The organism is Pseudomonas sp. BNK-7 (assembly GCF_048072025.1).
GTDB lineage: Bacteria > Pseudomonadota > Gammaproteobacteria > Pseudomonadales > Pseudomonadaceae > Aquipseudomonas > Aquipseudomonas danubii.
On record NZ_CP182252.1, the window covers coordinates 1,138,145 to 1,164,640 of the forward strand.

At 61.8% G+C, this 26,496-nt stretch carries 25 protein-coding genes; 14 read left to right on the forward strand and 11 right to left on the reverse strand.

The window, feature by feature from the left end:
* Positions 1-54 precede the first annotated feature (54 nt).
* From ACMGF8_RS05385 to zur, 4 genes are read right to left on the reverse strand one after another with little or no spacing between them, the layout of a single operon-like run.
* Positions 55-774, reverse strand: a complete 720-nt coding sequence (locus tag ACMGF8_RS05385) for a PA5502 family lipoprotein (protein ID WP_102881442.1) — start codon at positions 772-774, stop codon at positions 55-57.
* A gap of 37 nt (positions 775-811) precedes the next feature.
* The gene (gene znuB / locus ACMGF8_RS05390; RefSeq protein WP_102862489.1) at positions 812-1,600 is read right to left on the reverse strand and encodes a zinc ABC transporter permease subunit ZnuB; all 789 of its coding nucleotides are present in this window, start codon (positions 1,598-1,600) and stop codon (positions 812-814) included.
* The gene (gene znuC / locus ACMGF8_RS05395; RefSeq protein WP_416758927.1) at positions 1,593-2,378 is read right to left on the reverse strand and encodes a zinc ABC transporter ATP-binding protein ZnuC; all 786 of its coding nucleotides are present in this window, start codon (positions 2,376-2,378) and stop codon (positions 1,593-1,595) included. The genes znuB and znuC overlap by 8 nt, the downstream gene beginning before the upstream one ends.
* Complete coding sequence (zur, locus tag ACMGF8_RS05400; protein WP_416758929.1) at positions 2,378-2,860, reverse strand: zinc uptake transcriptional repressor Zur; 483 nt, start codon at positions 2,858-2,860, stop codon at positions 2,378-2,380. The genes znuC and zur overlap by 1 nt, the downstream gene beginning before the upstream one ends.
* 57 nt (positions 2,861-2,917) lie before the next feature.
* On the opposite strand from zur, the gene ACMGF8_RS05405 reads away from it, so the two are divergent.
* Positions 2,918-3,847: a zinc ABC transporter substrate-binding protein ZnuA gene (locus tag ACMGF8_RS05405; protein WP_102862491.1), complete on the forward strand. Its 930-nt coding sequence runs from the start codon at positions 2,918-2,920 to the stop codon at positions 3,845-3,847.
* An 85-nt stretch (positions 3,848-3,932) separates the two neighbouring features.
* Here ACMGF8_RS05405 and ACMGF8_RS05410 read toward each other — a convergent pair whose 3' ends face one another.
* Both ACMGF8_RS05410 and ACMGF8_RS05415 read right to left on the reverse strand, forming a co-directional pair.
* Positions 3,933-4,883, reverse strand: a complete 951-nt coding sequence (locus tag ACMGF8_RS05410; RefSeq protein WP_102862492.1) for a homoserine kinase — start codon at positions 4,881-4,883, stop codon at positions 3,933-3,935.
* A gap of 65 nt (positions 4,884-4,948) precedes the next feature.
* Positions 4,949-5,236, reverse strand: a complete 288-nt coding sequence (locus ACMGF8_RS05415) for a DUF2782 domain-containing protein (RefSeq protein ID WP_102862493.1) — start codon at positions 5,234-5,236, stop codon at positions 4,949-4,951.
* Between the two features lie 74 nt (positions 5,237-5,310).
* Here ACMGF8_RS05415 and polA point away from each other — a divergent pair, with 74 nt between their 5' ends.
* Positions 5,311-8,103, forward strand: a complete 2,793-nt coding sequence (gene polA / locus ACMGF8_RS05420; RefSeq protein WP_102862494.1) for a DNA polymerase I — start codon at positions 5,311-5,313, stop codon at positions 8,101-8,103.
* Between the two features lie 411 nt (positions 8,104-8,514).
* Here the strand turns inward: polA and yihA are convergent, their stop codons facing one another.
* A complete protein-coding gene (yihA, locus tag ACMGF8_RS05425) occupies positions 8,515-9,156 on the reverse strand; it encodes a ribosome biogenesis GTP-binding protein YihA/YsxC (protein WP_060836883.1) in 642 nt (213 codons plus the stop codon).
* Positions 9,157-9,347: 191 nt separating this feature from the next.
* On the opposite strand from yihA, the gene ACMGF8_RS05430 reads away from it, so the two are divergent.
* From ACMGF8_RS05430 to ACMGF8_RS05460, 7 genes are all read left to right on the forward strand, one after another.
* A complete protein-coding gene (locus ACMGF8_RS05430; protein WP_016963939.1) occupies positions 9,348-9,638 on the forward strand; it encodes a c-type cytochrome in 291 nt (96 codons plus the stop codon).
* Positions 9,639-9,683: 45 nt separating this feature from the next.
* Positions 9,684-10,289 (forward strand): c-type cytochrome, encoded by a 606-nt coding sequence (locus tag ACMGF8_RS05435; protein WP_102862496.1) that lies wholly within the window; start codon positions 9,684-9,686, stop codon positions 10,287-10,289.
* Between the two features lie 196 nt (positions 10,290-10,485).
* Complete coding sequence (locus tag ACMGF8_RS05440; protein ID WP_102862497.1) at positions 10,486-11,115, forward strand: thiol:disulfide interchange protein DsbA/DsbL; 630 nt, start codon at positions 10,486-10,488, stop codon at positions 11,113-11,115.
* Positions 11,116-11,126: 11 nt separating this feature from the next.
* On the forward strand, positions 11,127-12,005 hold the full coding sequence (locus ACMGF8_RS05445; RefSeq protein ID WP_102862498.1) for an endonuclease/exonuclease/phosphatase family protein: 879 nt from the start codon (positions 11,127-11,129) through the stop codon (positions 12,003-12,005).
* On the forward strand, positions 12,002-14,209 hold the full coding sequence (locus ACMGF8_RS05450) for a GGDEF domain-containing protein (protein WP_207166845.1): 2,208 nt from the start codon (positions 12,002-12,004) through the stop codon (positions 14,207-14,209). The genes ACMGF8_RS05445 and ACMGF8_RS05450 overlap by 4 nt, the downstream gene beginning before the upstream one ends.
* Before the next feature lie 101 nt (positions 14,210-14,310).
* The gene (locus tag ACMGF8_RS05455) at positions 14,311-15,090 is read left to right on the forward strand and encodes an N-acetylmuramoyl-L-alanine amidase (protein WP_102862500.1); all 780 of its coding nucleotides are present in this window, start codon (positions 14,311-14,313) and stop codon (positions 15,088-15,090) included.
* 76 nt (positions 15,091-15,166) lie between these two features.
* Complete coding sequence (locus ACMGF8_RS05460) at positions 15,167-16,786, forward strand: EAL domain-containing protein (protein WP_115582452.1); 1,620 nt, start codon at positions 15,167-15,169, stop codon at positions 16,784-16,786.
* Between the two features lie 4 nt (positions 16,787-16,790).
* Here the strand turns inward: ACMGF8_RS05460 and ACMGF8_RS05465 are convergent, their stop codons facing one another.
* Complete coding sequence (locus tag ACMGF8_RS05465; protein ID WP_115581310.1) at positions 16,791-18,575, reverse strand: KinB sensor domain-containing domain; 1,785 nt, start codon at positions 18,573-18,575, stop codon at positions 16,791-16,793.
* Positions 18,576-18,585: 10 nt separating this feature from the next.
* Positions 18,586-19,932, reverse strand: coding sequence for a sigma-54-dependent response regulator transcription factor AlgB (algB, locus tag ACMGF8_RS05470; RefSeq protein ID WP_102862502.1), 1,347 nt, complete (start codon positions 19,930-19,932; stop codon positions 18,586-18,588).
* A 440-nt stretch (positions 19,933-20,372) separates the two neighbouring features.
* Here algB and ACMGF8_RS05475 point away from each other — a divergent pair, with 440 nt between their 5' ends.
* The 5 genes from ACMGF8_RS05475 to ACMGF8_RS05495 all read left to right on the forward strand — a co-directional run bounded on the left by ACMGF8_RS05475 (position 20,373) and on the right by ACMGF8_RS05495 (position 24,866).
* The gene (locus tag ACMGF8_RS05475; protein ID WP_102862503.1) at positions 20,373-20,657 is read left to right on the forward strand and encodes a hypothetical protein; all 285 of its coding nucleotides are present in this window, start codon (positions 20,373-20,375) and stop codon (positions 20,655-20,657) included.
* A 92-nt stretch (positions 20,658-20,749) separates the two neighbouring features.
* Entirely contained in the window at positions 20,750-20,914 is a 165-nt protein-coding gene (locus tag ACMGF8_RS05480) for a DUF1328 domain-containing protein (RefSeq protein WP_003170804.1), read from the forward strand.
* Positions 20,915-20,916: 2 nt separating this feature from the next.
* The gene (locus tag ACMGF8_RS05485; protein ID WP_102862504.1) at positions 20,917-21,384 is read left to right on the forward strand and encodes an inhibitor of vertebrate lysozyme family protein; all 468 of its coding nucleotides are present in this window, start codon (positions 20,917-20,919) and stop codon (positions 21,382-21,384) included.
* A gap of 744 nt (positions 21,385-22,128) precedes the next feature.
* On the forward strand, positions 22,129-23,460 hold the full coding sequence (gltP, locus tag ACMGF8_RS05490; RefSeq protein WP_102862505.1) for a glutamate/aspartate:proton symporter GltP: 1,332 nt from the start codon (positions 22,129-22,131) through the stop codon (positions 23,458-23,460).
* Positions 23,461-23,636: 176 nt separating this feature from the next.
* A complete protein-coding gene (locus ACMGF8_RS05495; protein WP_102862506.1) occupies positions 23,637-24,866 on the forward strand; it encodes a nucleoside recognition domain-containing protein in 1,230 nt (409 codons plus the stop codon).
* Between the two features lie 64 nt (positions 24,867-24,930).
* On the opposite strand, the gene ACMGF8_RS05500 is transcribed toward ACMGF8_RS05495, so the two are convergent.
* Positions 24,931-25,560: an ABC-type transport auxiliary lipoprotein family protein gene (locus ACMGF8_RS05500; RefSeq protein ID WP_115581311.1), complete on the reverse strand. Its 630-nt coding sequence runs from the start codon at positions 25,558-25,560 to the stop codon at positions 24,931-24,933.
* The gene (locus tag ACMGF8_RS05505) at positions 25,557-26,495 is read right to left on the reverse strand and encodes an MlaD family protein (RefSeq protein WP_102862508.1); all 939 of its coding nucleotides are present in this window, start codon (positions 26,493-26,495) and stop codon (positions 25,557-25,559) included. Before ACMGF8_RS05505 ends, ACMGF8_RS05500 begins: the two co-directional genes overlap by 4 nt.
* Position 26,496 lies beyond the last annotated feature (1 nt).

The window sequence follows — 26,496 nt, forward strand, 5'->3', positions numbered from 1 at the left end:
AAACTTTCGCCGACCAGCCCGCTCCCGGTAGGAGCCGGCTTGCCGGCGAAGGCTTTACTGCGCCTTGCGCGGGCTCAAGACCATCTGCGCCGGTACGTGGCGCACGATCTGCCGGCTGATCTTCTGTTCAAAGTCGGGGTCGAGCTTCTTCACCCGCTTGCCGAGCAAGGTCGACAGCCAGGGATAATCTTCGGTGCGCGGCACCTGGATGCTCACGTCGCACTGATAATTCACCACATCGGTGGCCAGCGCATCGAGCTGATGACGCAGCTTGCGGATATCGGTGACGTTCAAGGCGATGGTGGTGCTCTGGGCCGCAGGATCGATCAGCTTGGCCGCTGGGCGCGCTTCGGCAGCCTTCAAGGCGGCTTCGGCCTGGTCCAGCTCGGCCTTGCGTGCATGAGCGATGGCGTTGTTGACACCACCGGTCAGCGCCGGCGCCTTGGGCATCAGCGCCCGAGCCCGACTCAGGGCTGTGGCCGCGGCATTCACATCGCCCTTTTGCAGGACGATCTGGCTGCGCTGCAGATAGGCTTCGGCAATCTGCCGCTGGTATTGCACCAACTGTGGGTCGTCAGGCGTTTGTGCCTGCAGCGCACTGAGTTGGTCTTCAGCGGTGGCCAGCTCACTGCTGGCAATGTTTTGTTCCAGCTGCGCGATGGCCGAGGCCCGCGCATCGGGGACCTGGGTGGTCGCCGGTGGGGTGCTTTGGCAGGCCCCCAGCAGCAGGGAGAATGCGACAAGGAGCAGATAACGGGAGGCGAACGGCTTCATTCCTGCGACTCTCTAATTGCGCAAAAAGCGAGCAAGTCTACACCCCTCGACGGGGCAGAACAAAACTCAGCAGAAACAATGCGGCGGCCGTGACCACGATCGACGGCCCGGCCGGGGTGTCCTTGAACCAGGACAGCGCCAGCCCGCCGCACACCGCGAGCATGCCCAGCAGGCTTGCGCCCAGGGCCATCTGCTCCGGCGAACGGGCGTGACGCTGTGCCGCAGCGGCCGGGATGATCAGCAACGAGGTAATCAGCAATACCCCGACAATCTTCATCGCCACCGCAATCACCACGGCAATCAACAGCATCAGCGCCAGGCGCAGCGAAGCCACGGGCAGGCCTTCGACCTTGGCCAACTCCTCGTGCACGGTGATTGCCAGCAGGGGCCGCCACAGTGCCACCAGCAGCAACAGCACCGCTGCGCTGCCGCCGAGAATCCACGCCAGATCGCCCGGGCTGATCGCCAGCAGGTCACCGAACAGGTAGGCCATCAGGTCGATTCGCACTTCATGCATGAAGCTTAGTACCACCAGGCCCAGGGACAGGGTGCTGGGAGCAAGAATCCCCAGCAGCGTGTCGGATGCCAGAGGCTGGCGTTGTTGCAGGGTCACCAGCAGCACCGCCAGCAACAGGCAACCTACGGTGACGGCCACGGCGGGGCTGACATCCAGCAGGAAACCCAGGGCGACTCCCAGGAGCGCAGCATGGGACAGGGTGTCGCCAAAGTAGGCCATGCGCCGCCAGACCACGAAGGACCCCAAGGGGCCGGCAACCACCGCCAGGGCCAAACCTGCGAGCAGGGCGTAGAGCAGAAAATCAGCCATGCTTGCAGTTTTCTCCGTGGACATGGGTATGGCCCGAGGCGGGCTGGGTGACCACCGAGCCATGCAGGTCATGGGCGTGATCGTGATGGTGGTGGTAGATCGCCAGGCTTGGCGCGTTCTTGCCAAACAGCTCGACGAAGGCGGGATCGCCGCTGACCTGTTCGGGGTGGCCCGAGCAGCAGACGTGGCGGTTCAGGCAGACCACCTGGTCGGTGGTGCTCATTACCAGATGCAAGTCATGGGAGACCATCAGCACGCCGCAGCCATGCCGGTCCCGCAGGCGAGTGATCAGGCTGTAGAGCTCGGCCTGGCCGGCGACGTCAACGCCTTGTACCGGCTCGTCGAGTACCAGCAGTTCAGGCTCGCGCAGCAATGCCCGGGCCAGCAGCACGCGCTGCATTTCGCCGCCGGAAATGCTTTGCACCGGGCTGTCGATCACCTGCTCGGCGCCGACTTCCTTGAGGGCTGCCAAGGCTCGGCTGCGATCCACGCCCGGCACCAGGCGCAGAAAGCGCAGCACCGACAGGGGCAGGGTCGGGTCGACATGGAGCTTTTGCGGCATGTAGCCGACCCGCAGCTTGGGCTTGCGCCAGACGCTGCCGCTGTCGGGCTTGAGCAGGCCCAGTACGGCGCGCACCAAGGTGGTCTTGCCGGCGCCGTTGGGGCCGATCAGGGTCACGATCTGCCCGGGCTCGACGCTGAGCTGGATGTTGTCCAGGACGTTCTGCCCGGCAAAGGTCACCCCGACCTGCTCGAGGCGGATCAACGCAGTGCTCATCAAGCCTCCTGGCAGCCCGAGCAGAGTCCGACCACTTCGACGGTCTGGCCCTCGACCACGAAGCCGACGTCGCGGGCGCTGGTGATGATGGCGTCGCTGATGGATTTCTGTTCGAGCTCGATGGCGGCGTGGCATTCGCGACAGATCAGGAACTGGCCCTGGTGCGCGTGTTCCGGGTGGTTGCAGCCGACGAAGGCGTTAAGCGAGGCGATGCGGTGTACCAGGCCGTTTTCCAGGAGGAAATCCAGGGCCCGGTAAACCGTTGGCGGGGCGGCGCGGCGACCGTCCTGCTCGCTGAGTACGGCGAGAATGTCGTAAGCCCCCAGGGGCTTGTGGCTTTGCCACACCAACTCCAGTACCCGCCGACGCAGGGCGGTCAGGCGCAGGCCTTGCCGTGCGCACAGGGCGTCGGCCTCAGACAGTGCGCTGTGTACGCAGTGAGAGTGGTCGTGTGGACGGCTGGCAAGGGGTGTTTTAGGCATGAGCGGCGACGAGGTTTGTGAGAGACGTTATTATGTTACCCGTTCTCGCCTCTTCGAGTGTCCATCGTGCCCACACTTTTTCGCCTTTTTGTCGCTTTTACCTTCAGCTTGTTCGCGATCGGCTCGGCCCAGGCCGAAGTCCGGGTACTCACCAGCATCAAGCCGCTGCAACTGATCGCGGCGGCGGTGCAGGACGGCGTTGCGGTTCCTGAGGTGCTGCTGCCGCCGGGTGCGTCGCCGCACAACTATGCGCTGCGTCCGTCGGACGTACGCAAGGTGCAGAGTGTGGACCTGCTGTACTGGATCGGCCCGGACATGGAGGGTTTTCTGCCGCGGGTCCTTAAGGGACGCACCCTGCCCTCGGTGGCGGTGCAGGATCTGCCTGGCATGAAGCTTCGCCATTTCGCCGAAGATAGCCACTCGCATGCCGAAGAAGCCGACGAACACGATCACGATCATCGCCCGGGAACCCTGGATGCCCACCTGTGGCTGTCGCCGATAAATGCCCGGGTGATCGCGGCGCGCATTGCTGCGGACTTGAGTGCTGCCGACCCGGCCAACGCTGCCCGTTACCAGAGCAATCTGAAAGCATTCAATGAGCGTCTGGATGCCCTGGATACCCGTTTGAAGGCTCGTCTGGCGGGGATCGCCGGCAAGCCCTACTTCGTGTTCCATGAGGCATTCGATTACTTCGAGGACGCTTATGGCCTCAAGCACGCCGGGGTGTTCAGCGTTGCTGCGGAAGTGCAGCCGGGTGCGCAGCACGTGGCGGCCATGCGCGCGCGTTTGCAGCAGGTGGGCAAGACCTGTGTGTTCAGCGAGCCGCCTCTGCGTCCGCGGCTGGCGGAAACCCTGGTGGCCGGGCTGCCGGTGAAACTGGCGGAGCTGGATGCGCTGGGTGGTTATACGCCCGCGACCGCTCAGGGCTATGAGCAGGTGCTGGAGAAATTGGGGAACGATCTGGCGGGCTGTCTGGAGCAGCTTTAAGCAGGGATTGTTGCGGGACGACTTTCGCGGGCCAGCCCGCTCCTACAGAGTGCACCTGTAGGAGCGGGCTGGCCCGCGAAGCGTTTTACAGGGCGAACGGCAGCGTGAGGCTGACCTGTTGCCGCTGTGCCAGACGCTGCTGGAACTCCATCGGATCGTGAATCAGTACATCCTGCCCGGCGAAACTCTCGGCGGCAATCAGTCGTGACAGCCAGAAGCGCACGCAGGCTACCCGCAGCATGGTCGGCCAGAGTTCGGCCTCGGCCGCAGTGAATGGTCGCAGCGCCGCATAGGCGCCCAACAGCGCCCGGGCCCGTGGTCCGTCGATCACGCCTTCGGCGTCGGAGCACCAGTCGTTCAAGGCAATGGCCACGTCGTAGAGCATCGGCCCCGAGCAAGCGTTGTAGAAATCGATCAGGCCGGTCAGGTGGGTGCCTTCGAACATCGCGTTGTCGCGAAACAGATCGGCGTGGATGTTGGCCCTGGGCAGGGCGAGGATGCTGGTCTTCTGTTTGGTGATTTCATCCAGCGCCCGCTGCAGCAGGTCTTGAGCGGGAGTATCGAGATGCGACAACAGCTGGGTGCCCTCCTCCTGCATCCAGTCCAGGCCACGATCGGTCTTGCGTTTGATCATGTTGTCCTTGGTCGCCACGTGCAGATGCCCGAGCAACTCACCCACCTGGGCACAGTGCTGGGCGTTGGCTTCCTTGATGTGCTTGCCTGCCAGGCGCGGTTGCAGCAACGCCGGTTTGCCAGCCAATTCCCGCAGGGCCACGCCGTCTGTGGTGCGCAGCGCATAAGGCACCGGCAGGTCGGCCTGGTGCAGCACGTCCAGCAGTTCGATGAAGAACGGCATTTCCTGGACCGGGCCGCGCTCCACCAGGGTCAGGACGAACTCGCCCTGCTCCAGGCTGATGAAGAAGTTGGTGTTTTCGCTACCAGCGGCGATCCCCTGGAAGTCAAGCAGGCGGCCGAGCCCATAAGGGGCGAGAAAGGTTTCCAGCTCGGGCCGAGCCAGGGGGGTGAACACAGACATGGTTAAAAACTGCCAGTACGGGCGCCGCTATCGAGCCAGCGCCAATGAGTTGAAGTCGGAGTGGTTTACCACTCAAAGATTTTCCACGAAGGGATCAGCATATCCGGCTGATCCGAACGGATGAAGTTGCCGTCGGAGCCATCGGCGCGCACCAGGAAGTAGGGTTTACCGCCCTTGGGCGTGACTTTGATGGCGTACAGAAAACCATTTTGCCGGTATTCCTGGATGGTCTTGTCGCCTTCCGTGCGAATGGTCACTTCCGGGTCCGCTGACGGCGCATCTTCTGCGGCGATCACGGCCATTGGAGCGATTGCAATCAAGCCGGCCAGCAGCAAGCGATTTAGTGTGCGCATGATAACCTTGTCCCTTTGTCGTCAACGGTCCCGCTATTCTAGCGCCGGACCCGCCGAAAAGGTTGATCCTGCTCATGAGCCAAGCCCCCCTCGTCCTGGTGGACGGTTCTTCATATCTGTACCGCGCGTTTCACGCGTTGCCACCTCTGACCACCTCCAAAGGCCTGCCCACCGGCGCGGTCAAGGGCGTGCTGAACATGCTCAAGAGCCTGCGCAAGCAGTATCCGGACAGCCCGTTCGCGGTGGTCTTCGATGCCAAGGGCGGGACCTTCCGCGATGACATGTACGCCCAATACAAGGCCAACCGCCCGAGCATGCCCGATGACATGCGGGTGCAGATCGAGCCGCTGCACGCCAGCGTGATCGCCCTGGGCTTCCCGCTGCTGTGCGTGGAAGGGGTCGAGGCCGATGACGTGATCGGCACCCTGGCCCGCAGCAGCGCGGCGGCGGATCGCCCGGTGGTGATTTCCACCGGTGACAAAGACATGGCCCAGTTGGTCGACGGGCACATTACCTTGGTCAACACCATGTCCGGTAGCAGCATGGATGTGGAAGGCGTGAAGGAGAAATTCGGCGTCGCTCCCGAGCAGATCATCGATTACCTGGCGCTGATGGGCGATTCTTCCGACAACATTCCGGGCGTACCGGGTATTGGTCCGAAGACGGCTTCCGGTTTGCTGGTCGGGGTCAATGGTGGCCTGAAGGAGCTCTACGAGCAGCTTGATATCGTGCCGACCCTGCCGATTCGCGGCGCCAAGACCTTGCCGGCCAAGCTGGAAGAGCACAAGGAGATGGCCTTTCTCTCCTATCAGTTGGCGACCATCAAGGTAGACGTGGCCCTGGATGTGGGGCTGGATGACCTGCACTTGCGCGAGCCCGACCGCGAGAAACTGGCGGAGCTCTACAGCCTGCTGGAATTCAAGAGCTGGCTCGATGATTTGCAGCGAGACGCCAAGCGCGTCGAGCTCAGCTCTGCCGAGGCGCCTGAGGCGGTGGCAGAGCAACCGGCAGCGGCGGAGCAGGCGCCACTTGAGTTGCAGTACGAAACCATCCTCGACCAGGAGCGTTTTGCGGTCTGGCTGGAGAAGCTGAAAAACGCCAAGCTGATTGCGTTCGATACCGAGACCACCGGTATCGATGCACAACAGGCGCAACTGGTGGGGCTGTCCTTCTCGGTCAAGGCCGGGGAAGCGGCCTACGTTCCGTTGACCCACTCCTATATGGGCGTTCCGGAGCAGCTGGATCGCGACACTGTGCTGCTGGCTTTGAAGCCGTTGCTGGAAGATCCCAAGCTGCTCAAGGTCGGTCAGCACGCCAAGTTCGACATGAACATCCTGGCCAATTGCGCCATAGGTGGCGATCAGGCCAATGGCATCACTGTGCGCGGCATTGCCTTCGACACCATGCTCGAATCCTACGTGCTCAACTCCACCGCCACTCGCCATGACATGGACAGCCTGGCGCAGAAGTACCTGGACCACAGCACCGTGAGCTTCCAGGACATCGCCGGCAAGGGCGCCAAACAGCTGACTTTCGATCAGATCCCCCTTGAGCAGGCGGGGCCGTATGCTGCTGAAGATGCCGATGTGACCTTGCGTCTGCACCAGGTGCTGTTCGAGAAGCTGACAGCCATTCCGAGCCTGGCCAGCGTATTGACCGATATCGAGATGCCGCTGGTGCCGGTCCTGGCGCGTATCGAGCGTCAGGGCGCTCTGGTGGACGACAAGCTGCTGGGGCTTCAGAGCATCGAGCTGGGGGACAAGATGGTTGCCCTTGAGCGCGAGGCTTTCGAGATCGCGGGTGAGGAGTTCAACCTGGGCTCGCCCAAGCAACTGGGGACGATTCTCTACGACAAGCTCGGCCTGCCGGTGCTGAAAAAGACCGCCAAGGGCCAGCCTTCTACGGCTGAAGAGGTGTTGGCCAAGCTCGCCGAAGACGACTATCCGCTGCCTCGGGTGTTGATGCAGTACCGCTCCATGAGCAAGCTGAAAAGCACCTACACCGATCGCCTGCCCGAGCAGATCAACCCGCGCACGGGGCGTATCCACACCTCCTATCATCAGGCTGTGGCGTCTACCGGGCGTCTGTCCTCCAGTGATCCGAACCTGCAGAACATCCCGGTGCGCACCGCGGAAGGTCGGCGTATTCGCCAGGCCTTTATCGCCCCGGCCGGCTACAAGCTGCTGGCGGCGGACTATTCGCAGATCGAGTTGCGGATCATGGCGCACTTGTCCCGGGACGAAGGCCTGCTCAATGCCTTCCGCAACAACCTGGATGTGCACACCGCTACGGCTGCCGAAGTGTTCAAGGTGGAGCTCAAGGACGTTACGTCCGATCAGCGTCGCAGTGCCAAGGCCATCAACTTTGGTCTGATCTATGGCATGGGCGCGCAGAAGCTGGGCAAGGATATCGGCGTCGATACCAAGCAGGCCAAGGCCTACATCGATACCTATTTCGCCCGCTATCCGGGGGTTCGCGAGTATATGGACCGTACCCGTGCCCAGGCGGCGGACCAAGGGTATGTGGAGACCATCTTCGGTCGCCGGCTGTACCTGCCGGAGATCAACTCCAACAAGCCGCAGGAGCGTGCCGGGGCCGAGCGCACCGCGATCAACGCGCCGATGCAGGGCACGGCGGCGGATATCATCAAGAAGGCCATGGTGGCGGTGGACAACTGGCTGGAGTCCTCGGGGCTGGATGCCCGGGTCATTCTGCAAGTACACGACGAACTGGTACTGGAGGTGCGTGAGGACCTGGTGGATCAAGTACGTGATGAGATTCGCGGCTACATGAGCGGTGCCGCAACTCTGGATGTGCCGTTATTGGTTGAAGTCGGCGTGGGAAATAACTGGGATGAGGCCCACTAAGGGCTCTTTTAAGCGGTTTTTGCCGCGGCATAGTGTCGCGGTAAAAGCTGGCCAGGGGCTATTAGCACGGAAAATTTCATCGTTTATTGCCAATAGTTTTTGCAATCCGCCGGAACTAAATCGGTGAAAGCTCACTCAGAGTTACTGAATGGCTGGTGAAGCCCTTCGATGCTCCTATGTTGTGTTAAGTGTTGGCAGATATCTGGACCCCGCCCTAGCGGTCTAGAACTTGAACCCCGAACTTCCCCCTCCCCATACGAAGTCCGGGGTTTTTTTTGCCTGAAAATTGCCTGCGCGGCGACCATGCTGCGTTAAAAAGCGGCGGGAAATGCTCATTTAGGCCCCTAAACTCCGCTTTCCCGCCGCTTTTTGCCTTGCCTGATCACCGCGCAGACAATTTGAAACTCTTTCTCAGGCCTCGGTTTCGGCGCCTTTGTCGGCCAGTTCCATCCAGCCTGCCAGCACAGTGTAGGCCTCTTCCAGGCCCATGCGCTTGGGGGCCGAGAACAGTTGGATGGTGACCGCTTCGCCCCAGCCCTTGCGGATCTGCGACTGCACCTTGAGCAGGGTGTTCTTGGCTGCGCCATAGGTCAGTTTGTCGGCCTTGGTCAGCAGGATGTGCATCGGCATGCCGCTGGCGACCGCCCAGTCCAGCATCAACAGGTCGAAGTCGGTCATGGGATGACGGATGTCCATCATCAGGATCAAGCCTTTAAGGCTCTCGCGGCTGCCCAGATAAGCTTCCAAGTGGCGCTGCCAGTGCTGCTTCAGCGGGATCGGTACTTTGGCGTAACCGTAGCCCGGCAGGTCGACCAGACGGCGATCGTCGTCTAGCTTGAAGAAGTTCAACAACTGCGTGCGACCCGGTGTTTTCGAGGTGCGTGCCAGGCTGGCGTGGGTCAGGGTGTTCAGGGCGCTGGATTTACCGGCGTTGGAGCGCCCGGCAAAGGCCACTTCAAAGCCGTCATCGTCAGGACATTGGTCGACTTTGGCGGCGCTGAGCATGAACGTAGCCTGTTGGCACAGACCGAGGATGGGGTTCTTGAGTTGCATGGGATTTCCGATAGGGGCGATGCCGAGAGTGGACGCGGCGAGCGGTGTCGTTTCCGTTTCAGTAACGCCAGTATATAATGCCGCAGATTTTGTGTGCGCTTTGTCCCAGCGTAGGATGAAGTTCACGAGAGCGATAAACCTTGAATGCGCATTAGAACGCAGCACGCTCTCAACCCTGAAAAGGTCGTTTTATGACGAAATGGCTGCTAGCTGCCGGTGTCTTGATGCCGCTTTACAGCGCTCAGGCTACACAGGATCCGGAAGCTGTGTACAACCGTGTTTGTGGGGCTTGTCATTCCGGCCAACTACCCACGGCGCCCCGCAAGGGCGACCAGGAAGCTTGGGCGCCGAGGTTGGCGCAAGGTATGGAGACGCTGGTGCAACACGTGACCCAGGGTTTCAAGGCGATGCCGCCGCGTGGTTTGTGCATGGACTGCAGTGCCGAGGATTACCGAGCCATCATCCATTGGATGAGCGAGTGATTCCGGTCCATAACTCTTAACCCTTAGCCGTAGTTGGATTAGCTGATGAACAAATTACTCGTGAGTCTGCTGTTGACCTTGGGCATCACAGGTGTCGCCCATGCCGCAGGCGACGCTGCTGCCGGTCAGGCGAAAACCGCAGTATGTGGCGCTTGCCACGGCCCTGATGGGAACAGCATGGCGCCAAACTTTCCCAAGCTGGCGGGTCAGGGGGAAAAGTACCTGGAGAAGCAGCTGCACGACATCAAGTCCGGCAAGCGGCAAGTGCTGGAAATGACCGGTATGCTGACCAATCTGAACGATCAGGACCTGGCTGACATCGCCGCCTACTTCGCCAGCCAGAAAGGCAGCGTCGGCGCCGCCGATCCTAAAGTCGTGGCCCGTGGCGAAGAACTCTTCCGGGGCGGCAAGTTGGATCAAGGCATGCCAGCCTGCACCGGCTGCCATGCGCCAAATGGCGCCGGTAACGCAGCGGCCGGCTTCCCTCACCTGGGTGGGCAGCACGCACAATATGTGGCCAAGCAGCTGACTGACTTCCGCGAAGGCAACCGCACCAACGACGGCGATACCATGGTCATGCGCAGCATCGCCGCCAAGTTGAGCAACAAAGACATCGAGGCGGTGTCCAGCTATATTCAGGGCCTGCACTAAGGCCTGCTCGATCAAGTTGCCGAGGGTGTTGAGCCGCGGCAACGTTAATGATCGATTAATCTGACGGTGCAAGCATAAAGGGTGGCTCAGGCCGCCCTTTTTTATGGCGTCTGCCGCTACACTAGCGAACTCAAGCCCGCCATGATCTGTCTGAATTCAGGTCGCGCGAGGCGCCAAAATTGTCCAGGAGTAAAGCATGCGTAATCTGATTCTCAGCGCCGCTCTCGTCACCGCCAGCCTGTTTGGCGTGACCGCTCAAGCCGCCGAGCCGCTTGAAGCCGGTAAAACATATGTCGAGTTGAGCAGCGCCGTTCCGGTTGCCGTGCCTGGCAAGATCGAGGTGGTAGAGCTGTTCTGGTATGGCTGCCCGCACTGCTACGCCTTTGAGCCGACCATCAATCCCTGGGTTGAAAAACTCCCTAGCGATGTCAACTTTGTGCGTATCCCGGCGATGTTCGGCGGTATCTGGAACGTTCATGGCCAACTGTTCATCACCCTGGAAGCCATGGGCGTCGAGCACAAGGTTCACAAGGCCGTGTTCGAAGCCATCCATAGCGGCAAGAAACTCGCCACTCCAGAAGAGATGGCCGAATTCCTGGTAGCCGAAGGCGTCGACAAGGACAAATTCCTGAGCACCTACAACTCCTTCGCCGTCAAAGGCAAGGTCGAAGACGCCAAGAAGAAGGCTCAGGCCTACCAGATCACTGGCGTACCGACCATGGTGGTCAACGGCAAGTACCGTTTCGACCTGGGCTCCGCCGGTGGTCCTGAAGGTGCGCTGAGCGTCGCCGACCAGTTGATTGCCAAAGAGCGCGCAGCCAAGTAAGCGCCGCCGCCATGCCGCGCTGGGGCTCTGAACGCATCGTTGGCCTGCATGATCCGCAGGTCAACGAGCATCATTTGGCGTCGACCGGCCTGCCGGCGGACAGTCGCCTGCGTTTGCTCAGTTTCAATATTCAGGTCGGTATCAGCACCGAGCGTTATCGCCATTACCTGACCCGTGGCTGGCAGCACCTGCTGCCCCATAACGGACGTGCGGACAACCTGCAGAAGATCGGCAATCTGCTGGGGGACTTCGATCTGGTAGCCCTGCAGGAAGTCGATGGTGGCAGTCTGCGTTCGGGCTACGTCAATCAGGTGGAGCACCTGGCCCAACTGGGTGCCTTCCCTTACTGGTACCAACAGCTCAATCGCAACCTGGGACGCCTGGCTCAGCACAGCAACGGTGTGCTCAGTCGCTTGCGCCCCTGGGCTATCGAAGACCATCCACTGCCCGGCCCCAAGGGGCGCGGCGCGATCCTTGTGCGATTTGGCGAAGGCCCCGAGGCGCTGGTGGTGGTGATGATGCACCTGGCGCTCGGCGCCCGGGCTCGAACCCGGCAACTGGCGTACATCCGCGAGTTGATCGGTGGCTACAAGCATCAGGTGCTGATGGGAGACATGAACACCCACGCCAGCGATCTGCTGGAGCACTCCCCTTTACGCGACCTCAGCCTGTTGGCGCCGCAACTGCAGGCGACCTTCCCCAGCTGGCGTCCGCAACGCTGCCTGGACCATATCCTGCTCAGCCCCAGCCTGACCCTGGAGCGAGTCGAAGTCCTGGCCCAACCCATATCCGATCACCTGCCGGTCGCGGTAGAGATTCGTCTGCCGGGTTCGCTCACGGCCGATGCATTGCCCGCGTTGAGTCCTGCACCTCGCGGAACCGATGAATGAGCGACGACGCCCAACGCTGGAAAGAGAAATACCTCAAAAGTATCGAGCAGCAGGAAAAGCTTGAGCGCCGATGGGCCGCTCGACTGGACTTGCTACGTCGTGGCCTGGTGCGTAGCACCCTGGCGGCGGAGGGTACCGATCGTGCGGTCGACCAGTGCATGAAGGAGATGCGCGAGGTTGTGCGCACCGACGACATGGATGCCGGGCTTGCAGCGCTGTTGCCCCGTCTGGAAAAAGCCGTGCTGGACTCCGAGCAGCGGCGTGAAACCCGGGTCAACCAGATGAGCAGTGCCTTGACCGCCCTGGTCACCCAATTGCAGTCCCTGCCCTTGCCCCGGGAAGTCAGCCGCCCGTTGAAGGCCTTCGCCAAGCAACTGGATGGCCGGGTCAGTCAGGCGCGAGAGATCCCCTTGCTGCTGGGGGAGCTGAGCAATCTTCAGGGCAAGGCCCTGAGCCAGCTGGAAACGCCCGCCGAACCAGATCGCCCGAGTCTGTTGCAGCGCCTGTTCGGGGCCCGTGACGCCGCCGATGCTCCCCAGGCTGAGGCGGTTACGCCAGCGGCGCCTGCTCCTGTCCCTGCGGTGAACTCCCGTCCCCAGGTTGAAGAGGCTGGCGAAGCGGACGAAGTGGTTCGCGAGCATTATCAGACCCCGGCCACGGATTTGCCGGAAGTCGCTGAGGTCCCTCCGGCACCTGTCGCCGTGACACCGGCCAAGCCCGAGGCAACACCCGCTGCGCAGCCCGTTTCCGAGGCCCCTGCCAAGATTGAGCCCGAAACGGCCAGCGTACCGCCCCCGTCGTCGGTGGTGGCATTCGTGCCACCAGTCCTGGCACAGGAAGAGTCCCTTGGGCCAGCGCCCCAGGTCGCGATCGAAGTGCCTGCTCCGGCTGCAGCCGAGGTCGCGCCTCCGGCCTCTGTCGCCGTCGATGCTTTACCGGTAGCGCCTCTGCAGCCGCCGGCAGAAGTACCCGCCGCACCTCAGAGCGAGCCCGGTCCGATCAACCCCGATGAGCTGTTGCCGCTTCCCGCGGTTTCCCCGGCAGTGCTGCTCGACAGCCTGCCCTTGCCGCCGGTCATGGCCGAGGCCTTGGCGGCCATCGATCCAGAGCAATCCGAGCACGATGTGCTCTACGCCCTGCCGGACTCTCCTGAGCCCTCCTACAGCTCGGTGGCCAGGCATATCGAACACACCCTGCTGGGACTGCTCGATGACCTGAGTCTGCCGGAACGCCATCGGCCTCAGGCCGAAGCCATGCGTGATCGTCTGCAACATGGCCTGAACTGGTACGAGTTGCTGCCAATCCTCGATGATCTGGCGGTACTGATGCTGGCAATCACCGATTCGGGCCAGCATGAGTTCGAGACGTACCTCAAACAGCTTAACGAGCGCCTTGAGGCCTTCCAGAGCAATCTGCAGGCGGCCAGTGATGGCCACGCCGACAGCAGCTCGGCGGCACGGGCCATGGACACCCAGATCCGTGAGCAGGTCGATGGCCTGCAGAGCAGCGTGCAGGAGGCGGCAGATCTGGATGACCTCAAGCAGGTACTGGAAAGCCACCTGGAAGGCCTGCTGGGCACCATGGATCACCACCAGAAGCAGCGCGATGAGCGTGAGAAGGAAGTGGCGGCCCGTCTGCAAAGCCTGGCAGAGCGGGTTTCGAGCATGGAGCAGGAGGCCCAGGGCTACCGTGAGCACCTGGAGGAACAGCGGCAAAAGGCCCTGATCGATCCGCTGACCGGGTTGCCCAACCGCGCCGCCTGGACCGAGCGTCTGGAGCACGAGGTCGGTCTATGGCGGCAACATGGCAACAGCTTGCTGCTGGCCATGCTCGACCTCGATCACTTCAAGCGGATCAACGACAACTACGGCCATCTGGCCGGTGACAAGGTGTTGAAGATCATCGCCAACGTGTTGCGCAAGCGCCTGCGTGGCAGCGACTTTATCGCGCGTTTCGGCGGCGAGGAGTTTGTCCTGCTGATGCCCAATACCCCGTTGCCAGCGGGCGCGCGGATAGTGGAAGCCCTGCGAGCGGCGGTCGAGGCGTGTCCGTTCCACTTCAAGGGCGAGCCAGTGACCATTACCGTGTCCGTCGGACTGAGTGCCTTCAGGGCCGGTGATCGCAGCGATCTGGTGATCAAAAGAGCCGATCAGGCGTTGTACCGGGCCAAGGATGCGGGTCGCAACCGGGTAGAGGCAGGCTGAGACGCTTGCCGATTCCTGTCTGAAACCTCGGTTTTGCCCATGGCGTTGGGAGCAGTACGTTACACTGTTGCATTCTTTTCTTCAGCGTACTGCCCTTTGCCATGAAACTTCTTGCTCTTGCTTTTTCGCTCCTGGTTCTCGCCGGTTGTGCCAGCGGTCCGCGTATTGACACCAGCCACCCTTCGGTCAATTACGACCAGCGCGCCCAGTTCATCATCGTTCATTACACCTCGGCATCCCTGGAACGCTCCCTGGCCCTGCTGACCAAGGGTCAGGTCAGTAGCCATTACCTGATCGGCGACGACAAGTCCGCCACGATCTACAAACTGGTGGACGAGCAATACCGCGCCTGGCACGCCGGCGAGAGCCAGTGGCAGGGCCGGACCTGGCTCAATTCCAGCTCCATCGGCATTGAAATCGTCAACCCGGGCTTTCGTGATGGTCCCAACGGACGGCTCTGGTATCCCTACAGCGAAGCGCAGATCCAGAACCTGATCGTGCTGCTCAAGGACATCAGCAAGCGCAACAACATCTCCCCGCGTCACATCATTGGCCACAGCGACATCGCGCCATCGCGCAAGCTCGATCCGGGCCCGCTGTTCCCCTGGAAGCGCCTGGCCGACGCCGGACTCGGCCTGTGGCCAAACGCTCAGGCAGTGGCTCGCCAACAGGCGTTTTTTGCCGCCAACCTGCCGAGCATCAGCTGGTTCCAGCAACAGTTGGCGGTCCTGGGCTATGCCACGCCGCAGACTGGCGAACTGGATGTGGCCACCCGCCACGTGCTGGCGGCTTTCCAGATGCACTATCGCCCGGGTCGATTCGACGGCACCCCGGACGCCGAAAGTGCAGCCATCCTGCAGGTGCTCAACCAGACAAAATAATGACGCCGCCGGACGGTTCGGGCCGATTGCTCAATCAGTTGCTATAACTCATTGGTAATCCTTCGGATCTTTCATGATGCCGGTTGCTCGCCAGACCCTGCGTACCTGGTTCCATCGCCCCTGGTTGTTGGCGACGCTGGCGGCTGTGCTGAGCGCGGCGGTGTTGTTGCTGGGCAGTGCCGGAGTGGCCATGCATCAGGTCCAGCAGCGAGAAAGCCAACAGATGAACGCCCAGGGCCAGCGTTTTCTGGAGCGTCTGGAGCAACTGTTCGGGCAACTGCGTGAAGGCCTGGATGTACTGGAGGCCCAGCCGCTGCGCGAGTGCAACGCCGAGCTGATCGCAGCCCTGCAACAGGTCAGCTACAGCTATCGCTTCATTTATGAAGCGGCCTACATGGATGCCACCCAGACGTGCTCAAACTGGCCGCGACAGAATCTCCTGCCCTCGCCCAGAGCTCCGGATATCCGCGGGCCGACCTACAGCTACTGGCTCAACACCTCGACCCAACCCAATGAAAACCTCGCTGCTCTGATGCTGGGGCGGGGCAATTTTCGCGTGGCCACCTCCCGTGGGCACTTGACCGATGTGGTGGACCTGCCGGCCGGTGGCAGCCTGATGGTGGTGGTCGAGCATGGCTCCCGGGCGATTCCGGTACTGGGTCAGGCCCGTTCCTGGCCGCCGGTGGAGCCCTGGCGCGCCAGTCGCGAGGAGCCGCTGCAGGTCACCCCTGACCTGCTGATCTATCGCATGCCCACCCAGAATCCCGAGTACCAGTTGGTGCTGATCACGCCCCGGGCCAGCCTGCAGGCGGAAATACTCGATGGCTGGTGGTGGTTGTTACCGTTCAGTCTGTTGCTGGCGCTGTTTATCGGCGGGCTGGTGTATCAGTTGGCGCGGCAGCGCCAGTCGTTGGGAGCAGAGCTGCAAGGGGCGCTGCGACGCGGTGAGCTGCAGGTGCTGTACCAGCCGATCTTCGACCTCAACAGCAGGCTCTGTGTAGGGGCTGAAGCGTTACTGCGCTGGCGGCGTCCGGACGGCACCCTGACCAGTCCCGATCTGTTCATTCCGCTGGCGGAAAACACCGGGCAGATCCGCCAGATCACCGACTTCGTCCTGCAGCGTCTGCTGGAGCAACTGGGGCACGTACTGCGAGCCAATCCCCAGCTGTATATCTCGGTCAACCTGGCGGCCTGTGATGTCATGGTGCCGCGCATCGGTCAGGTCATGGCGCGGCTTCTGGCCTTGCACAAGGTGGCGGCGCGACAGATCGCCTTCGAGGTCACCGAGCGTGGCCTGATCGACGTGGTGGTGGCGCGCAACAACCTGCAGGCCTTGAGGGATGTCGGGCATCAGGTGCTGATCGATGACTTCGGCACCGGCTACTGCAGCCTGGCCTATCTGCAAAGCCTGCCGGTGGATTGCCTGAAGATCGACAAGGCCTTTATCGACGCTCTGGGTCACGATGCTGCCAGCAGTGGCGTGGCGCCCCACATCATTCGCATGGCCCACGCCTTGAATCTCACGGTTATCGCTGAGGGCATCGAATTCGAGGACCAGGCTTCGCTGCTCAGCAGCGAGGGGGTGAGCTTCGGTCAGGGTTGGCTGTTCGCCCATGCCCTGAGTGCCTTGCAGTTTACCGAGCTGATTACCCGGGGCCGGCGTCTGGTGCCCCGGCGCCTGGATGATGAAGCCTGAAGCCCTAGAGCGGCAGGGCCAGATAGAACTGGGTGCCCTGCCCCGGCCTTGAGTAGACGCCCATGCGTCCACCGTGGAGCTGGACGATTTCCTTGCACAGGGCCAGTCCGAGCCCGGCGCCGCCTTTCTTGCGTCCGACCTGAACGAAGGGTTCGAAGATCCGACCCTGCTGACCGTAAGCGATGCCCTCGCCATTGTCCTCGACGCTGACAATCACCCGTTCGCCATGGCGCCTGGCCTGCAGGCGGATCTGGCCGCCACTGGCGGTATGGCGCAGGGCGTTGTCGATCAGATTGTCCAGGACCCGTTCCAGTTGCGGACGGTCGGCGTGCAGGCGCGGCAGCGGCGCCTGGATCTCCAGCAGCAGGCTGATGTCCTGCCGCTGCGCCTGTTCGTTGAAGCGGCCCTGGGCCTGCTCCAGCAACTCTTCCAGGGGGCAGGGCGCGAGAGTGAGTTTCTGCAGGCCATTCTGATAGCGGGAAAAATTCAGCAGGTCGTTGATCAGTTGCATCAGCCGCTGCATTTCTTCGTTGACTGTATTGAGCAGGTCGGTTTCCCGTGACTCTTCGGCAAAGTGCAGGCGTTCCTGAAGCAGGCCGAAGGCCATGTGCATGCCGGTGACCGGGGTTCGCAGTTCGTGGGAGGCGCGCAATACGAACTCGCTGCGTACCCGCTCGAATGCCCGCTGTTCGGTGACGTCATGCAGCACCATCACCGCGCCGAGAATATGGCCCTGGGTGTGGCTCACCGGGGTCAGGCTGTAGGTCAGCAGGCGCGATTCGCCATCGACCTCGATATCCAGGTCTTCCGGGGCCCGCTCCAGGTTGCCGCCACGCAGAACCAGCTGCAGCTGTTCATCCAGCTCCGGGCGTTGCAGGGCGCTGCCCAGGCCCTGGCCGAGGCGCTCCTGGTCCCAGCCCAACTGCCGTTGGGCGACGGGGTTGAGGTGCTCCAGGCGGCCTTGGCGGTCGATCATCAACAAGCCGTCGTCGATGCTGTCGAGCACCGCCTGCAAGCGCTGCTGGCCGGCCAGCAGTTCGTCGACATTGGTGGCCTGATGCTGGCGCAGGGCCTCGGCCATGATGCCGAAGCGGCGGGTCAGCAGGTTCATTTCCGCGGCGGCCGAGATCGGCAGGGTGACGTCGAAATTGCCTTGGCCGATCTTGTCCGCGGCCTTGGCCAGGGCTTCGATCGGTCCGCCAAAGCGCCGGGCAATGGCGTGGGCGGTGATGAAGCCGATGATCAGCACCGCCAGGCCGACCAGGCCCAGCAAGCCGGCTACCAGCAAGGCACGGTCCCGGGCCTGGCGTTCCACCTGGCTGATGTTGTCCAGGGCCCGCTTGTGTTCGTTGATCAGGCCGTTGCGCAAGGTATTGAAACGCTCGGTCAGCGCCTCGTTGTTGTTCAGGCTCGCGGCAGTGTTGCTGTGCTCGAAGGCCTGGTAGAAGTTCAGGTAGTCGCTGCGGGCCTGCTTGAAACCACCCACGGACGGGTTCTGCTGTTCGTGGGCGATGCCCTGGTCGAGGAGGCCCAGGTAGTGCTGCCGCGAGGCTTCCAGGGCTGCGGAGTCGGGCTTGTTGCTGAGCATGATGATCAACTGATCACCCAGGGTCTGGCGCAGCTTGAGCCCCAGATCCAGGGTGATGAAGTTGTTGCGGATCAACGATTCCTGGGTACTGGCCATCTGCATCACGCTGACCAGCCCGAGCACCAGACCCAGCAGGGCCACGGTGATCAGGGCCGAAATGCTCAGAAACAGCCGGGTCCGCAGTTTCATCGCTAACTTCATAGGGTGATGCTCACAGGTTGTACTGTTTGCGCTTGCGGTACAGGGTCGAAGCGTCGATGCCCAGGGTCTTGGCCGCTTGGTCCAGGGTGTCGCTGGTGGCCAGGACGGCGCCGATATGGGCTTTTTCCAGTTCGTCCAGGCTCAGCGCGGCACCGATTCGCGGGGCGTTGTTGGTGGGCTGTTCGGCCATGCCCAGATGGCTGATTTCAACCCGTTCCTGGGGACAGATGATGCTTGCCCGCTCCACCACGTTGCGCAGTTCGCGGATGTTGCCCGGCCAGCGGTAATTGAGCAGGGCTTCCCGGGCGTTGTCGCTGAAGCCTCGGGCCGGTCGCGAATACTCTTTGACGAAGCGTGCAAGAAAGCGGTCGGCCAGGGTCAGGATGTCTTCGCTGCGTTCGCGCAAGGGCGGCAAGTGCAGGGTGATCACGTTCAGGCGGTACAGCAGGTCTTCACGGAAGCGCCCGTCGCGCACCATGTCCTCGAGATTGAGATTGGTGGCGGCGAGGATGCGCACGTCGGCCCGGCGAGTCACCGGGTCGCCGACGCGCTCGTACTCCTTGTCCTGGATAAAACGCAGCAGCTTGGGCTGCAGGGTCAGGGGGAAGTCGCCGATTTCGTCGAGGAACAGGGTGCCGCCATCGGCCTGGTTGACCCGGCCCAGGGTACTTTCGCTGGCTCCGGTAAAAGCGCCGCGGCTGTGGCCGAAAAGTTCGCTTTCCATCAGCTCGGCGGTCAGCGATGGGCAGTTGATGGTCACGCAGGACTTCTTCGCCCGTTTGCTCCAGCCGTGGATGGCCCGGGCCAGTTCGCCCTTGCCGGTACCCGACTCGCCGAGGATCAGGATATTGGCATCGGTGCTGGCCACCTGGCGGGCGGTTTCCAGTACCACTTTCATCGCCGGACTGTGGGAGTCCAGGCCGTCCTTGGGTTTGCGCACTTCGCCTTCCAGGGCTTCCAGGCGCGCCGAGAGCTGGCGCACTTCCAGTTGCTTGGCGGTAGCCAGGCGCAGTTGGTCGGGGCTGCAGGGTTTGACCAGGTAGTCGGCGGCACCGGCCTGGATTGCGTCCACCGCCGTGTCCACGGCGGAGTGGGCAGTGACGATCACCACCCGCATCCAGGGCGCTTGAGTGCGCATCTGGGCCAGCACATCAAGGCCGTTGTCTTCCCCCAGGCGCAGGTCAAGGAAACACAGGTCGAACACCTGGCGTTGCAACAACGTATCCGCCTGGGCCGCGCTGTTGGCGGTGGCCACGGTATAGCCCTCGTCTTCCAGGCAGTAGCGGAAGGTGCGGAGGATGGCGGATTCGTCATCCACCAGCAGGATGCGACCTTGATTCTCCGGCGCTGACTCCATTTCCCAGGCTCCTTTAATGAATGATCTTAATTAGTCCCAGAAAAATCGGGCAAGTTGCAAGGTTGATTCTGATCCATTCCACGGCCTGAAGGTTAGATATCTCCGCCGGAAATGGCTAACAGACTGAAATCCCTAATCTTTTGCCAAGGCTAGACCCTGGGTGGGTCTGTATCAGGCTGTCTGCGGCTCGGCAAAGTTCCCCCTCTGATCAAAAAGCCATGGACTCGGAACGGTCCGATCGTGCATTTCGCACGGTTGGCCGGTGGGGATCGTGCAGGATGCGTGTGAGTGAGCGTCTTTGAGTTGTTGTAAGTAATTGATTTTATTGAATTATTTATATGATTAAAAGCTGGCATGCAGACTGCAATATCCCTCTCATCGTGAAGCGCAAGTCAGGGCTTCCATAACAACATCACCACCAGTGTGGGAGGAGTTTCAGGATGAATCGCCAAGGTCTTGCCCAATTGCGTATCGCGCCACTGCATCTCCAGCAAGGCCTGTTTGCCAGCCTGGCGTTACTGGTCACCTTGATCGCCGGACAGCAGTTCCAGCGTTGGCAGGATAGCCAGGCACCCGCCCCGCGCGTGCCGACTCATCACTTCACCCAGACCCATTTCAGTTCGGTGAGCAGTCAGCTCAACGATGCAACGCCAGTGCAACTGATGGCCGTCGACCAGGCACAACCGGCGCTTGAGGCTCCGCGTCAGGAACGCTGGGTGTTCTAGGCACCAAGGTCTGGGCCGCATTCGGCGGCGCACGACCGGCTCCATAGGCAGCACCCCTGAGCACTATTAATAGAAGAGTAAGGAGAATCATCATGCTGAGCTGGGCAATCACATTCCTGATCATTGCCATTGTCGCTGCGGTCCTGGGCTTCGGTGGTATCGCGGGCACCGCCACGGGTATCGCCAAGATTCTCTTTGTCGTGTTCCTGGTGATGTTCATCGCTTCGTTCTTCTTTGGCCGTCGTGGTCGAGGCTGACCATGAGTCTTTCGTTGAAAACATTGGCTGCCACGCTGCTGCTGGGCGTCAGCGCCCTGGCGTCGGCGGCCAATGATGGCCAGGCACGTACCAACCAACTGCTGGGTTCGGACCCGCAGTTTCGTGACACCTGGCAGGGGGTTGTGCACAAGGAAGAGCGCTTGCCTGAATGGGTGATGAACCTGTCGGGCGATGCTCAGCAACAGATGAACGCAGTGACTGAAGACGGCGATCAGTACCTGGTCGGACCGCTCTGCGAGACTGCGCAGAGTTGTCAGAACCAGCGCCTGATCGTGGCTTTCAGCTTCGACAAGAAGCATGCCTACGCGATGTTGGTGGAGGTGCCTGCGGGCTTGCCTGCGGACAAGTCACCGACCCGTCACGCGAGCTACCGCTTTCTCGGCAAACCCGATGAAGGAATGCGGGCATTGCTTCAGGAGCAGTTGCGCAAAGACCCGAACTGGTACTGAGCGCGCATTGCCGATTTTGCATAACAGCTAGAAGAAAGGGCCGCCCTGGCTCTTTCGACTGTTGCACCACCCGAGGAGGGTGAGTGCATGACCAAGGGGCCGGGACGTTCTGATCCACCGATGATCGGAGTGACCTAGGGGTACAGGGAGTGCCTCCGCAAGGGCCGGGTCAGGAAAGAGCAGCGGCGTAAGCTCTCAGGTCGAGCATCGACTTGACGAGCTTGCGGCGTGCTTGAAGAGCAAAGTCTTGTCCTAGAGCCATCGGTCCGTCTTTTTAGTGATTCCCCAAGGAAAAAATCTTCCTTTGACTCCAGTCAAACGTTTCCTGGTGTTTCTCTGCGACCGTATATCGAGAAACTTTGCGCCAATTGCGCAACCTTTCCGAACGCCCGAATCAGAGTAATCCTAAACTTTTTCAGACCTTTTCCTGACCCTTCCGACAAGCCTGCACGCCGCCTGAAATGGCCGTTTCACGGTATTTCTGCCTGCCGAAATGTCGTATTCGAACCGGTTGGGACGCCCGTTTAGTTTGTAAAAACTCATGCCGATTCGGCATAGGGTAGGCGTTTACGGCATTAGACGCGCCCCCCTAGCATCGGAATAGTTGCGCCTTTTTTCGCCCGCAGAGAGCCGTAAATGCTCGTTCGGGATGACCTTATACGGGGGCCGATGCACAAACTTTTCCGCCATTGAGCGTTCCAGTTCGCGCATCAGCCCGAGTCCAACTGAAGTAAGGGTAATGATATGAAGAAGGCAAAATTAAGCCTCGCCTGGCAGATCCTCATCGGTCTGGTCCTGGGGATTGCAATTGGCGCGCTGCTCAATCATTTCAGTGCTGAAAAGGCCTGGTGGGTCAGCAACGTTCTGCAACCTGCAGGCGATATCTTTATCCGCTTGATCAAGATGATCGTGATTCCGATCGTCATCTCCTCGCTGATCGTCGGCATTGCCGGTGTCGGCGACGCCAAGAAACTTGGCCGCATCGGTCTGAAGACCATCATCTACTTCGAAATCGTCACCACCATCGCCATCGTCGTGGGTCTGCTGCTGGCCAACCTGTTCCATCCGGGCGCGGGCATCGACATGAGCACCCTGGGTACCGTGGACATTTCCAAGTACCAGGCCACCGCCGCCGAAGTGCAGCATGAACATGCGTTCATCGAGACCATTCTCAACCTGATTCCATCGAACATCTTCGCGGCCATGGCCCGTGGCGAGATGCTGCCGATCATCTTCTTCTCGGTGCTGTTCGGTCTGGGCTTGTCGAGCCTGCAGTCCGATCTGCGCGAGCCGCTGGTGAAGATGTTCCAGGGCGTCTCGGAAAGCATGTTCAAAGTCACCCACATGATCATGAACTACGCGCCGATTGGTGTGTTTGCCTTGATCTCGGTGACCGTCGCCAACTTCGGTTTCGCCTCCCTGCTGCCGTTGGCCAAGCTGGTGATCCTGGTGTACGTGGCCATCGCCTTCTTCGCCTTCGTGATCCTCGGCCTGATCGCCCGCCTGTTCGGCTTCTCGGTGCTCAAGCTGATGCGCATCTTCAAGGATGAGCTGGTGCTGGCCTACTCCACCGCCAGCTCGGAAACCGTGCTGCCGCGGGTCATCGAGAAGATGGAAGCCTACGGCGCGCCGAAAGCCATCTGCAGCTTCGTGGTGCCGACCGGCTACTCCTTCAACCTCGACGGCTCGACCCTGTACCAGTCCATCGCGGCGATCTTCATTGCCCAGCTGTACGGCATCGACCTGTCCATCAGCCAGCAATTGCTGTTGGTGCTGACCCTGATGGTCACCTCCAAAGGCATTGCCGGGGTTCCGGGCGTGTCCTTCGTGGTGCTGCTGGCCACCCTGGGCAGTGTGGGCATTCCGCTGGAAGGCCTGGCCTTCATCGCCGGTGTCGACCGTGTGATGGACATGGCGCGTACCGCCCTGAACGTGATCGGCAACGCCCTGGCGGTACTGGTCATCGCCCGTTGGGAGGGCATGTACGACGATGCCAAGGGCCAGCGCTACTGGAACTCCCTGCCGCACTGGCGCAGCAAAGAGAAGCTGCCTGCAGGCGAAGCTTCCAAAGGCTAAGCGCCTCGGTGTAGGAACTGGCTTGCCGACGCAGAGGCCCTCAGGTCCTCTATACGGCTCAGATGCGCCTTCGCCGACAAGCCGCCTCCTGCAACGAACGAACCCCGGATAATCCGGGGTTTGTCGTTTCTACGGGCCCCGCTATCATTCGCCGCATCTTCCGAGGGATATGACTGATGCTCAATGGCCTGTGGCTTGGCTTCTTTATCGTAGCGACCGTGTCCGCCCTGGCGCAGTGGCTGGTGGGCGGCAACGCCGGGATCTTTGCCGCCATGGTGGAAAGCATTTTCGCGATGGCCAAGCTGTCGGTGGAGGTGATGGTGCTGCTGTTCGGCACCCTGACCCTATGGCTGGGCTTTCTGCGGATCGCCGAGAAGGCCGGCATCGTCGATTGGCTGGCCAAGATCCTGGGCCCGCTGTTCAAGCGCCTGATGCCGGAAGTGCCGCCTGGGCACCCGGCCCTGGGCCTGATCACCCTGAACTTCGCCGCCAATGGCCTGGGCCTGGATAACGCCGCCACGCCGATCGGCCTCAAGGCCATGCGCGCCCTGCAGGAACTCAACCCCAGCGCCACCACCGCCAGCAATGCGCAGATCCTGTTCCTGGTACTCAACGCTTCGTCCCTGACCCTGCTGCCGGTGACCATCTTCATGTACCGCGCCCAGCAAGGTGCGGCGGACCCGACCCTGGTGTTCCTGCCGATCCTCCTGGCCACCAGCGCCTCGACCCTGGTCGGCCTGCTGTCGGTGGCGGTGATGCAGCGCCTGCGTCTCTGGGACCCGGTGGTGCTGGCCTACCTGATTCCCGGAGCCCTGGCTCTGGGCGCCTTCATGGCGCTGCTGGCGACTCTGTCGGCCACGGCCCTGGCCTCCCTGTCGTCGATCCTCGGCAACCTCACCCTGTTCGGCCTGATCATGCTGTTCCTGGTGATCGGTGCGCTGCGCAAGGTCAAGGTCTACGAGGCCTTTGTCGAAGGGGCCAAGGAGGGTTTTGACGTCGCCAAGAACCTCTTGCCGTACCTGGTGGCCATGCTGTGCGCGATCGGCGTATTGCGGGCGTCCGGGGCCCTGGATTTCGGCCTCGACGGGATTCGTCATCTGGTGGCCTGGGCCGGCTGGGATACGCGCTTTGTCGACGCCCTGCCCACCGCCATGGTCAAGCCGTTCTCCGGCAGTGCCGCCCGAGCGATGCTCATTGAGACTATGAAGACCCAGGGTGTGGACAGTTTCCCTGCACTGGTGGCAGCGACCATCCAGGGCAGCACCGAGACCACCTTCTATGTGCTGGCGGTCTACTTCGGTGCGGTGGGTATCCAGCGGGTGCGGCACGCGGTGGGCTGTGCCTTGCTGGCGGAATTCGCCGGGGTGGTGGCGGCGATTGCGGTTTGCTACTGGTTCTTTGGTTGAGTTGACCGGCTCTTCGCTGGCAAGCCGGCAGCTACAAGCGGCCGTATTGCCGGCGACGGGCCAGTCATTGTTTCAGCGCCAGATTGCCCTGCCCCACTGCCCAATCCACTACCTGCCGGGTCAGCGCATCGCTGGCCTGGCCAAACCCGGTCACGACTCCCGGCACCTGGGGCTGCTCCAGGGGCTGGCGTATTTCGAAGCGCCGGCTGGCGAGGATCTTCTGGTCATAACCTCGAATCAGCCGCGCATCCAGGCGGATCACCACCTGGACGGCGTTGCCCTGGTACTCGGTCTGAAAGGCTTGCAGGTCGCCGCCCAGGGCCAGGTCGGTCTGCAGGTTGCTGTCGTCGGTGCTCAACAACTGCACCCGGCCATCGCGCTGGAAGCCGTCCAGCAGGCGGTTGCGCAGCAGGATCGGTGCCGGGTCGCTCCAGCGCGAAGCCTTGTAGCTGCTGATCAGGTTGCCCTGGGGAATCACCGCGATGCGTGCGCTGTTCAGTGCGTCGCCGGCCTGGGGCTTGAGCAACTGCAGCGACCACGACAGTGCCTTGCCCGTGGCGGTGGGCGTGCTCTGGCTCACCGGCAGCCGATAGATATCCAATGGCTCGCCCTTGGGCAGGATCGAACAGGCACTGGTCAGGGCCATGGCGGTCCCCAGGGCCAGTGGCGCCAGCAGATGACAGACAGGCTTCATGGCGTGAACTCCTTGTTCTTCTCGTTACCCAGCAAGTAACCGCCGGGGTTGGCTTCGAGGCGGCGGGTAATGGCTCGCAGCGAGCTCAGGGTCTCGCGCAGCTCGCGCACCGCCGGCGCCAGACCGTTGAGCCCTTGCATGCCATTGTTCAGCGAGTCCTGGTTGTCGCTCAGCAGTTTGTTCAGGGTGGCGCTGCTCTGCTCCAGGTTGCGCATGGCGTGCTCGGCGCTGCCGAACATCTGCTTGCCCTGGTCGTTGAGCAGGCCGTTGGCATTGCGCATCAGCGCGGTGGTCTGTTCCAGCATGGCGCTGGTCTGCTTGCTGATAGAGCCCAGTTGCTGCATCAGCTGGCGCAGGTCGTCACGTTGTCCGGCGATGCTGGCCGAGGTTTTCTGCAGGTTGTCCAGGGTGTTGCTGACCCGCTCCACGTTGTCCGGGGAAAACATGCTGTTGGCGTTGTGCAGCAGCAGGTTGACCCCGGTCATCAGGTCATTGCTGTTGTTCAGCAGGCGGGCAATGGGCGATGGCGAGGCGATGATGGTCGGCAAGTGGCCGTCCTTGCCCTTGAGGGGCGGGCTTTGCGGCGTGCCGCCGCTGAGCTGGATGATCGAGGTGCCGGTGATGCCGGTCAGGGCCAGCTTGGCCTGGGTGTCCTCCTTGATCGGGGTTTCACTGCCCAGGCGGATCTGCGCCAGTACCCGGCGCGGGTCCTTGGGGTCCAGGCGCAGGTTGACCACATCGCCGACCTTGATGCCGCTGTATTGCACGGCGCTACCCTTGGACAGGCCGCTGACCGCCTCATTGAAGACAATCTGATAGTCCTGGAAGGCGCTGTCGACGCTGGACTTGGCCAGCCACAGGCCGAACAGCAGGGCGCCGGCCACCACGATCACGGTGAACAGGCCGATCAGTACATGATGGGCTCGGGTTTCCATG